Here is an 8,160-nt window from a genome sequence, read left to right as displayed (position 1 = left end):
CCTCCCGCCCCCTCAGCCCCGGGCAAAGCACCAAGCCACTTGGCGCAGCCCCCTGTTTTCGGGCACAATGCACGCCGCTTTTGCCTGGGGCCAGTCGCGCCGGGCCATTTCCTGGATACCGAGGGCTTTACTGCATGTCGAAAGAAGACAGCTTCGAAATGGAAGGCACTGTCGTCGACACCCTGCCCAACACCATGTTCCGCGTGGAGTTGGAAAACGGGCACGTCGTTACCGCGCACATCTCCGGCAAGATGCGCAAGAACTACATCCGCATTCTCACTGGTGACAAGGTGCGCGTCGAGCTGACACCTTATGACTTGAGCAAGGGCCGCATCACCTACCGCGCCCGCTAAGCCAAGCACCAAACGAAAACGCCCGGCGACTGCCGGGCGTTTTCGTTTGCGCGCGCAGCGCAGGCCTCCCTGGCCTGCACCGCCGCATCCCGATCAGGCGACTTCCGCCGTCGTCTCGAACTCGAAGCTTGGCTCGCCATCGCGGATGTCGATGTGCACCACACCGCCATGCTCGGCCAGCTCGCCAAACAGGATTTCCTCCGCCAGCGGACGCTTGATCTTGTCCTGAATCAGTCGCGCCATCGGCCTGGCCCCCATCATCACATCGTAGCCGCGTTCGGCCAGCCAGCTGCGCGCCGCGTCGCTGACTTCAAGCGTGACCCGCTTGTCCTCCAGCTGCGCCTGCAGTTCGGTGAGGAACTTGTCGACGATGCTCTTGATCACTTCGTGGCTCAGGCGGCCGAACTGGATGATGGTATCCAGACGATTGCGGAACTCCGGCGTGAAGCTCTTCTTGATGACTTCCATGGCATCGGTGGAGTGATCCTGCTGCGTGAAGCCGATCGACGCACGCGATGCGGTTTCCGCACCGGCATTGGTGGTCATGATCAGGATCACGTTGCGGAAATCTGCCTTGCGCCCGTTGTTGTCGGTCAGCGTGCCGTGGTCCATCACCTGCAGCAGCAGATTGAAGACTTCCGGGTGCGCCTTCTCGATCTCGTCGAGCAGCAGCACGCAATGCGGCTGCTTGGTGATCGCCTCGGTCAGCAGGCCACCCTGATCGAAACCGACGTAACCGGGCGGTGCGCCAATCAGGCGCGACACAGTATGCCGCTCCATGTACTCGGACATGTCGAAGCGCACCAGCTCGATCCCCATGGCCTTGGCCAGCTGCCGCGCGGCCTCGGTCTTGCCCACCCCGGTGGGGCCGGCGAACAGGAAGGAGCCGACCGGCTTGTCCGGTGCCTTGAGGCCGGCCCGCGACAGCTTGATCGCGGTGGCCAGCGAGTCGATGGCGGCATCCTGACCGAATACGGTGAGCTTGAGGTCGCGCTCCAGGTTGCGCAGCAACTCCTTGTCGGAGCTGGACACGTGCTTTGGCGGAATCCGCGCGATCTTGGCGACGATGTCCTCGACCTGCGCCACGTCGATGCGTGCCAGACGCTTGTCTTCCGGCTGCAGGCGCTGGTAGGCGCCCGCCTCGTCGATCACGTCGATGGCCTTGTCCGGCATATGGCGGTCGTTGATGTAGCGCGCCGCCAGCTCGGCCGCCGCACGCAGCGCCTCATCGCTGTACTCGATGTGATGGTGCTGCTCGAAGCGGGCCTTGAGCCCCTTGAGGATGCCGTAGGTGTCATCCACCGAGGGCTCGACCACGTCGACCTTCTGGAAGCGCCGCGCCAGTGCGCGATCCTTCTCGAAGATGCCGCGAAATTCCTGGAAGGTGGTCGAACCGATGCAGCGGATCTCGCCGGAGGACAGCAGCGGCTTGAGCAGGTTGGAAGCATCCATCACCCCGCCGGATGCGGCCCCGGCACCGATGATGGTGTGGATCTCATCGATGAAGAGGATGGCGTGCGGACGCTTGCGCAACTCGTTGAGCAGCGATTTGAAGCGCTTCTCGAAGTCACCACGGTACTTGGTGCCCGCGAGCAAGGCGCCCAGGTCCAGCGAATAGACCACGCTGTCGGCGAGCAGGTCAGGCACCTGTTCGTCGACGATGCGCTTGGCCAGGCCCTCGGCGATGGCAGTCTTGCCGACGCCAGCCTCACCGACCAGCAGCGGGTTGTTCTTGCGCCGACGCGCGAGGATCTGCGCCACGCGCTCGACCTCGTGCTCGCGCCCCACCAGCGGATCGATCCGCCCCTGGCGCGCAAGCTCGTTGAGGTTGCTGGCATAGGCATCGAGCGGATTGCCGGAGGTGGCGGAATCACCGCCCTCCTCATCCTGCATGTCCTGATCGCTTTCGTGGTGATCACCATGCCCCGGCACCTTGGAAATGCCATGGGCAATGTAGTTGACCACGTCGATACGGGCCACGCTCTGCTGCTTGAGCAGGAACACGGCCTGGCTTTCCTGCTCGCTGAAAATCGCCACCAGCACGTTGGCGCCGGTGACTTCACGCTTGCCGGAGCTCTGCACGTGGAACACCGCGCGCTGCAGCACGCGCTGGAAGCCCAGGGTCGGCTGAGTCTCGCGTTCCTCGTCGTGCTGGGGAATCAACGGAGTGGTGGAGTCGATGAATTCCTGCAGGTCATGGCGCAGCTTGTCGAGGTTGGCCCCACAGGCCCTTAGAACACTGGCGGCGGCCTCGTTATCCAGCAGGGCCAGCAGCAGGTGCTCGACCGTCATGAACTCATGACGTTTTGCACGGGCCTCCTTGAAAGCCAGATTGAGGGTGACTTCGAGCTCTCGATTCAACATAGCTTCACCTCATACCCAAGTGGCCGGCGTTAACCGTCCTTCTCTATTTCACAGAGTAGCGGATGCTGGCTCTCACGCGCATATTGGTTGACCTGCATGGCCTTGGTCTCCGCAATGTCGCGCGTGTAAACCCCACACACCGCACGTCCTTCTGTATGGACGGTCAGCATGATCTTGGTCGCCAGCTCCCGGTTCATGCCGAAAAAGGTTTCAAGTATTTCGACGACGAAGTCCATCGGTGTGTAGTCGTCATTGAATAGGACCACCTTGTACATCGGTGGTGCCTGCAGTGCTGGCTTGGATTCCTGAACAGCGATACCAGAGGAGTCATCCTCATGCTCTGCCGGGTGATCCTGATTGAATGTTAGTCGAATCTGGCTACTTGCATGCATGCTGAATTCAGAGGTTCAGGGCTGGGCGAACTGGGATGCTAGAGGGAGTTTGACTGAGTTCTCAGCCATCCGCCGTATAGCCTTGACTATCGGCAAAAGGGTGTTACAACCAATGAATACCCACTAGTGGGTATCAGGGGTTCCACGCCTTCGCCCAGCCTGGTCGGTTATCGCGCGGAATCGAAGTGGATGATACTCCAGAGATGGAGTCCTTTGCAGAGGGATATCAGCATGCTCAGCGGTAAGGTCAAGTGGTTCAACAACGCCAAAGGCTATGGATTCATCCTGGCCGACGGCCGAGATGAGGACCTGTTCGCCCACTACTCGGCCATCCAGATGGACGGTTATAAAACGCTCAAGGCCGGCCAGCCGGTCCGCTTCGAGATCGTGCAGGGTCCCAAAGGACTGCATGCCATCAATATCAGCGCGGTGACCGCCACTCAGGACGCCCCAGCGGCCGTACCCCAGGCGCAAGATATCGCGAGCACTGTCGAAGTCTGAGCATCCTGGCAAATCGCCACAAGAAGGCCGGTCATGTGACCGGCCTTTTTTTCATGCGCTGATCGAGCATCCGGTCACATGTGACTGATCATCGCGTCACCGAACTCGGAACACGACAGCAGGGTCGCGCCCTCCATCAGGCGCTCGAAGTCATAAGTGACAGTCCTGGCCGCGATCGCGCCATTGGTGCCCTTGATGATCAGGTCGGCGGCCTCGCCCCAGCCCATGTGACGCAGCATCATCTCCGCCGAGAGAATGACCGAACCCGGGTTGACCTTGTCCTGACCGGCGTACTTCGGCGCAGTACCGTGAGTGGCCTCGAACATTGCCACCGAATCCGACAGGTTGGCCCCCGGCGCAATGCCGATACCCCCGACCTCGGCCGCCAGGGCGTCGGACAGGTAGTCACCGTTGAGGTTGAGCGTGGCGATCACGTCATACTCGGCCGGGCGCAGCAGGATCTGCTGCAGCATGGCGTCGGCAATCACGTCCTTGACCACGATGTTCTTGCCGGTCTTCGGGTTCTTGAACTGCATCCACGGGCCGCCATCGAGCAGTTCGGCGCCGAACTCCTCACGGGCGATCTCGTAGCCCCACTCTTTAAAGGCCCCTTCGGTGAACTTCATGATGTTGCCCTTGTGCACCAGGGTCACCGAGCCACGATCGTTGTCGACCGCATACTGCAGTGCCTTGCGCACCAGACGCTTGGTGCCCGCCTCGGAAACCGGCTTGATGCCGATGCCGCACATGTCGGTGAAGCGGATCTTCTTGACGCCCATTTCCTCGGTGAGGAACTTGATGACCTTCTCCGCCTCGGCGCTGCCGGCCTTCCACTCGACACCGGCATAGATGTCTTCGGAGTTCTCGCGGAAGATCACCATGTCCACGTCGCCCGGCTTCTTCACCGGGCTGGGCACGCCCTCGAACCAGCGCACCGGGCGCAGGCAGACGTACAGGTCGAGCTCCTGGCGCAGGGCCACGTTGAGCGAACGGATGCCGCCACCGACAGGCGTGGTCAGCGGCCCCTTGATCGAGACCACGTAATCACGCACGGCCTCCAGGGTTTCTTTCGGCAGCCAGGTGTCCTGGTCGTAGACCTGAGTGGCCTTCTCGCCGGCGTAAACTTCCATCCAGGAGATCTTGCGGGTGCCGCCATAGGCTTTCTCGACGGCCGCGTCGACGACCTTGATCATCACCGGAGAAATATCGACGCCGATGCCATCACCCTCGATGAACGGGATGATGGGGTTGTTCGGTACATTCAGTGACATATCGGCGTTGACGGTGATTTTGTCACCGCTGGCTGGCACCTGGATCTTTTGGTATCCCATGCTGGACTCCATCTTGTGGTTAGACAGTGTGCATCCCCGAGAGTAGCGCAAACCGCTTGGCGAGACACATGTGCGAAGGTCTTATTCAACTGGGCATTCTGCGGCGAGGTGCCGCAGTGGTATACTGCTTAGGTGACTAACGAGTCATAAGGGGCGACCTGACTGGAACCAGACAGCAGCCTCTTGCAACCGGTAGACGGCCACCACTGCCTGTCGGTTCGAAATGCTCGACACTCTACGGGTGCATCCAACATCACCGCGGCGAGTCCTCGACCCGGCCCCACCATCCTGGGGCTCAAGCGCCTACCCGCGCAGGTCGAGTTTCTATGCGCGCTCAGCAAAGAAGAGAGTTAACCCTAAATGTCCACCCCTTCGAAGATCATCTACACCTTCACCGACGAAGCTCCAGCCCTTGCCACCTACTCGCTTCTGCCCATTGTGGAAGCCTTTGCCGCCTCGGCTGACATCTCCGTTGAAACCCGCGACATCTCTCTTGCTGGACGGATCCTGGCAAGCTTTGCCGACCGCCTGGACGCCGACAAGCGCATCGACGACGACCTCGCCAAACTGGCCGAGCTGACCCTGCAGGCCGACGCCAACATCATCAAGCTGCCGAACATCAGCGCCTCCGTGCCGCAGCTCAAGGCTGCCATCGCCGAACTGCAGGCGCAGGGCTACGCCATCCCCAATTTCCCGGAAGACCCGCAGAGCGAAGAAGACAAAGAAGTTCGCGCGCGTTACGCCAAGGTCCTGGGCAGCGCCGTGAACCCGGTCCTGCGTGAAGGCAACTCCGACCGCCGCGCCCCGGCCGCCGTCAAGGCCTACGCTCGCAAGCACCCGCACAGCATGGGCAAGTGGAGCATGGCCTCGCAGTCCCACGCCGACTACATGCGCGGCGGCGACTTCTTCTCCAGCGAGCAATCGATCACCATGGCCAAGGCCGGTGACGTGCGCATCGAGTTCGTCGGCAAGGACGGCAAGGTCGAAGTCAAGAAGCAACTCGCCCTGCAGGAAGGCGAAGTGTTCGACAGCATGTTCATGAGCTGCCGCAAGCTGCGTGACTTCTTCGAGAAGACCCTGCAGGACTGCAAGGAGACCGGCGTGATGTGGTCCCTGCACGTCAAGGCGACCATGATGAAGGTCTCCCACCCGATCGTCTTCGGCCATGCCGTCAGCGTCTACTACAAGGACGTGTTCGACAAGTACGGCGACCTGTTCAAGGAGCTGGGCGTCAATCCGAACAACGGCATCAGCAGCGTCTACGACAAGATCAAGTCGCTGCCGGCTTCGCAGCAGGAAGAAATCCTCCACGACATCCACGAGGTCTACGCCCATCGCCCGGAAATGGCCATGGTCGACTCGGTCAAGGGCATCACCAACCTGCACATCCCGAGCGACGTGATCGTCGACGCCTCGATGCCGGCGATGATCCGCAACTCCGGTCAGATGTGGGGCAAGGACGGCAAGCAGAAAGACACCAAGGCCGTCATGCCGGAGAGCACCTACGCGCGCATCTATCAGGAGATGATCAACTTCTGCAAAACCAACGGCGCGTTCGACCCGACCACCATGGGCACCGTACCGAACGTCGGCCTGATGGCGCAGAAGGCCGAAGAATACGGCTCTCACGACAAGACCTTCGAAATGACCGCCGACGGCACCATGCGCGTCGTCGCTGCCGACGGCAGCGTGCTGATGCAGCACGAAGTCGAAGCCGGTGACATCTGGCGTGCCTGCCAGACCAAGGACGCACCGATCCGCGACTGGGTCAAGCTGGCCGTCACCCGCGCCCGTCAATCCGCCACCCCGGCCATCTTCTGGCTGGACCCGGAGCGCGCCCACGACTGCGAACTGCGCAAGAAGGTCGAGCTGTACCTGCAGGACCACGACCTGACCGGCCTGGACATCAGCATCATGGGCTACAACGAAGCCATCCGCGCCAGCATGGAGCGCCAGATTCGCGGCCAGGACACCATCTCGGTGACCGGCAACGTCCTGCGTGACTACCTGACCGACCTGTTCCCGATCATGGAGCTGGGCACCTCGGCCAAGATGCTGTCCATCGTTCCGCTGATGGCGGGCGGCGGCATGTACGAAACCGGCGCCGGCGGCTCGGCACCCAAGCATGTGCAGCAGCTGGTCGAAGAGAACTACTTGCGCTGGGATTCGCTTGGCGAATTCCTGGCCTTGGCCGTGTCCCTGGAAGAAACCGGGATCAAGACCAGCAACGCCAAGGCCAAGGTTCTCGGCAAGACCCTGGACCAGGCCACCGGCAAGCTGCTGGACAACAACAAGTCCCCGGCGCGCAAGGTCGGTGAAATCGACAACCGCGGCAGCCACTTCTACCTGGCCCTGTACTGGGCCCAGGCCCTGGCTGCCCAGGACGAAGACGCAGCCCTGAAGGCTCACTTCGCACCGCTGGCCAAGCAGCTCACCGAGCAGGAAGCCACCATCGTTGCCGAACTGGCTGCCGTACAGGGCAAGCCGGCCGACATCGGCGGCTACTACCGCTCCAACCCCGAGCTGACCAGCAAGGTGATGCGCCCCAGCAACACCTTCAACGCCGCTCTGGCCTCGCTGAACGCCTGATAAGGCTTGAGCGTGAAAAGAACCCCGGCCCCGTGCCGGGGTTCTTTTTTACAGCGCCCCCCTGCCCCTCAACACTTCCCTGTGGAGCCAACGACATGCAGTGGCAACCCCATATCACCGTGGCCACGGTCATCGAAGACCAGGGCCGCTTCCTCTTCGTCGAAGAGTTCAAGGCCGGGCGCCTGGTGCTCAACCAGCCTGCCGGACACCTGGAAGCCAACGAATCGCTGCGCGAAGCCGCGCTGCGTGAAACGCTCGAGGAAACCGGCTGGGACGTTGAGCTGACCGGCCTTCTGGGCATCTACCTCTATACCGCGCCAAGCAACGGCGTGACCTACCAGCGCGTGTGCTTCAGCGCCCGTCCGCTACACCATGACCCCGCGCGCGAACTGGACAGCGACATCAGCGGCATCACCTGGCTGAGCCGTGACGAACTGGCCGCACAACCCGAACGCTGGCGCAGCGAGCTGGTACTGCGCTGCGTGGACGATTATCTGCAGGGTGTCAGCGGTTCACTGGAGCTGCTGCGCGACTGACCGTCGCGGCGGCAACGCCAATCCCGCGCACGCGGCGCGTCGTCGTGTGGGGCGGACCAAGGCTTTCTGGTAGACTCGGCAGCTTTTCAGGCTT

Annotated in this window: 7 protein-coding genes; 4 read left to right on the top strand and 3 right to left on the bottom strand. The window is 61.8% G+C overall.

From position 1 onward, the window contains the following. Positions 1-134 precede the first annotated feature (134 nt). A complete protein-coding gene (infA, locus tag EWH21_RS12400) occupies positions 135-353 on the top strand; it encodes a translation initiation factor IF-1 (RefSeq protein ID WP_002553999.1) in 219 nt (72 codons plus the stop codon). Positions 354-446: 93 nt separating this feature from the next. On the opposite strand, the gene clpA is transcribed toward infA, so the two are convergent. Then, positions 447-2,717: an ATP-dependent Clp protease ATP-binding subunit ClpA gene (clpA, locus tag EWH21_RS12395; RefSeq protein ID WP_037055908.1), complete on the bottom strand. Its 2,271-nt coding sequence runs from the start codon at positions 2,715-2,717 to the stop codon at positions 447-449. Between the two features lie 29 nt (positions 2,718-2,746). Next, complete coding sequence (clpS, locus tag EWH21_RS12390) at positions 2,747-3,109, bottom strand: ATP-dependent Clp protease adapter ClpS (RefSeq protein WP_037055907.1); 363 nt, start codon at positions 3,107-3,109, stop codon at positions 2,747-2,749. A 231-nt stretch (positions 3,110-3,340) separates the two neighbouring features. Here clpS and cspD point away from each other — a divergent pair, with 231 nt between their 5' ends. Next, positions 3,341-3,610 carry a cold shock domain-containing protein CspD gene (cspD, locus tag EWH21_RS12385; RefSeq protein ID WP_037055906.1) on the top strand — a complete coding sequence of 90 codons (270 nt, stop codon included), beginning with the start codon at positions 3,341-3,343 and terminating at the stop codon, positions 3,608-3,610. A 74-nt stretch (positions 3,611-3,684) separates the two neighbouring features. Here the strand turns inward: cspD and icd are convergent, their stop codons facing one another. Beyond that, positions 3,685-4,941, bottom strand: a complete 1,257-nt coding sequence (icd, locus tag EWH21_RS12380; protein WP_037055905.1) for an NADP-dependent isocitrate dehydrogenase — start codon at positions 4,939-4,941, stop codon at positions 3,685-3,687. A gap of 360 nt (positions 4,942-5,301) precedes the next feature. Between icd and EWH21_RS12375 the strand changes: the two genes are divergently transcribed. Both EWH21_RS12375 and EWH21_RS12370 read left to right on the top strand, forming a co-directional pair. Next, complete coding sequence (locus EWH21_RS12375; protein ID WP_277698443.1) at positions 5,302-7,530, top strand: NADP-dependent isocitrate dehydrogenase; 2,229 nt, start codon at positions 5,302-5,304, stop codon at positions 7,528-7,530. 95 nt (positions 7,531-7,625) lie between these two features. Further along, the gene (locus tag EWH21_RS12370; RefSeq protein WP_134675875.1) at positions 7,626-8,066 is read left to right on the top strand and encodes an NUDIX hydrolase; all 441 of its coding nucleotides are present in this window, start codon (positions 7,626-7,628) and stop codon (positions 8,064-8,066) included. Positions 8,067-8,160 lie beyond the last annotated feature (94 nt).

Origin of the sequence: Pseudomonas sp. REST10 (assembly GCF_029542605.1) — a bacterium.
Classification (GTDB): Bacteria; Pseudomonadota; Gammaproteobacteria; order Pseudomonadales; family Pseudomonadaceae; genus Aquipseudomonas; species Aquipseudomonas khazarica.
This window is presented reverse-complemented; position numbering and strand designations above follow the sequence as displayed.

What these genes read in the sequence shown, in the direction of transcription:
- infA (WP_002553999.1), top strand. Translation starts at nt 135, where the DNA reads ATGTCGAAAGAAGACAGCTTCGAAATGGAAGGCACTGTCGTCGACACC.
- clpA (WP_037055908.1), bottom strand. Translation starts at nt 2,717, where the DNA reads ATGTTGAATCGAGAGCTCGAAGTCACCCTCAATCTGGCTTTCAAGGAG.
- clpS (WP_037055907.1), bottom strand. Translation starts at nt 3,109, where the DNA reads ATGCATGCAAGTAGCCAGATTCGACTAACATTCAATCAGGATCACCCG.
- cspD (WP_037055906.1), top strand. Translation starts at nt 3,341, where the DNA reads ATGCTCAGCGGTAAGGTCAAGTGGTTCAACAACGCCAAAGGCTATGGA.
- icd (WP_037055905.1), bottom strand. Translation starts at nt 4,941, where the DNA reads ATGGGATACCAAAAGATCCAGGTGCCAGCCAGCGGTGACAAAATCACC.
- EWH21_RS12375 (WP_277698443.1), top strand. Translation starts at nt 5,302, where the DNA reads ATGTCCACCCCTTCGAAGATCATCTACACCTTCACCGACGAAGCTCCA.
- EWH21_RS12370 (WP_134675875.1), top strand. Translation starts at nt 7,626, where the DNA reads ATGCAGTGGCAACCCCATATCACCGTGGCCACGGTCATCGAAGACCAG.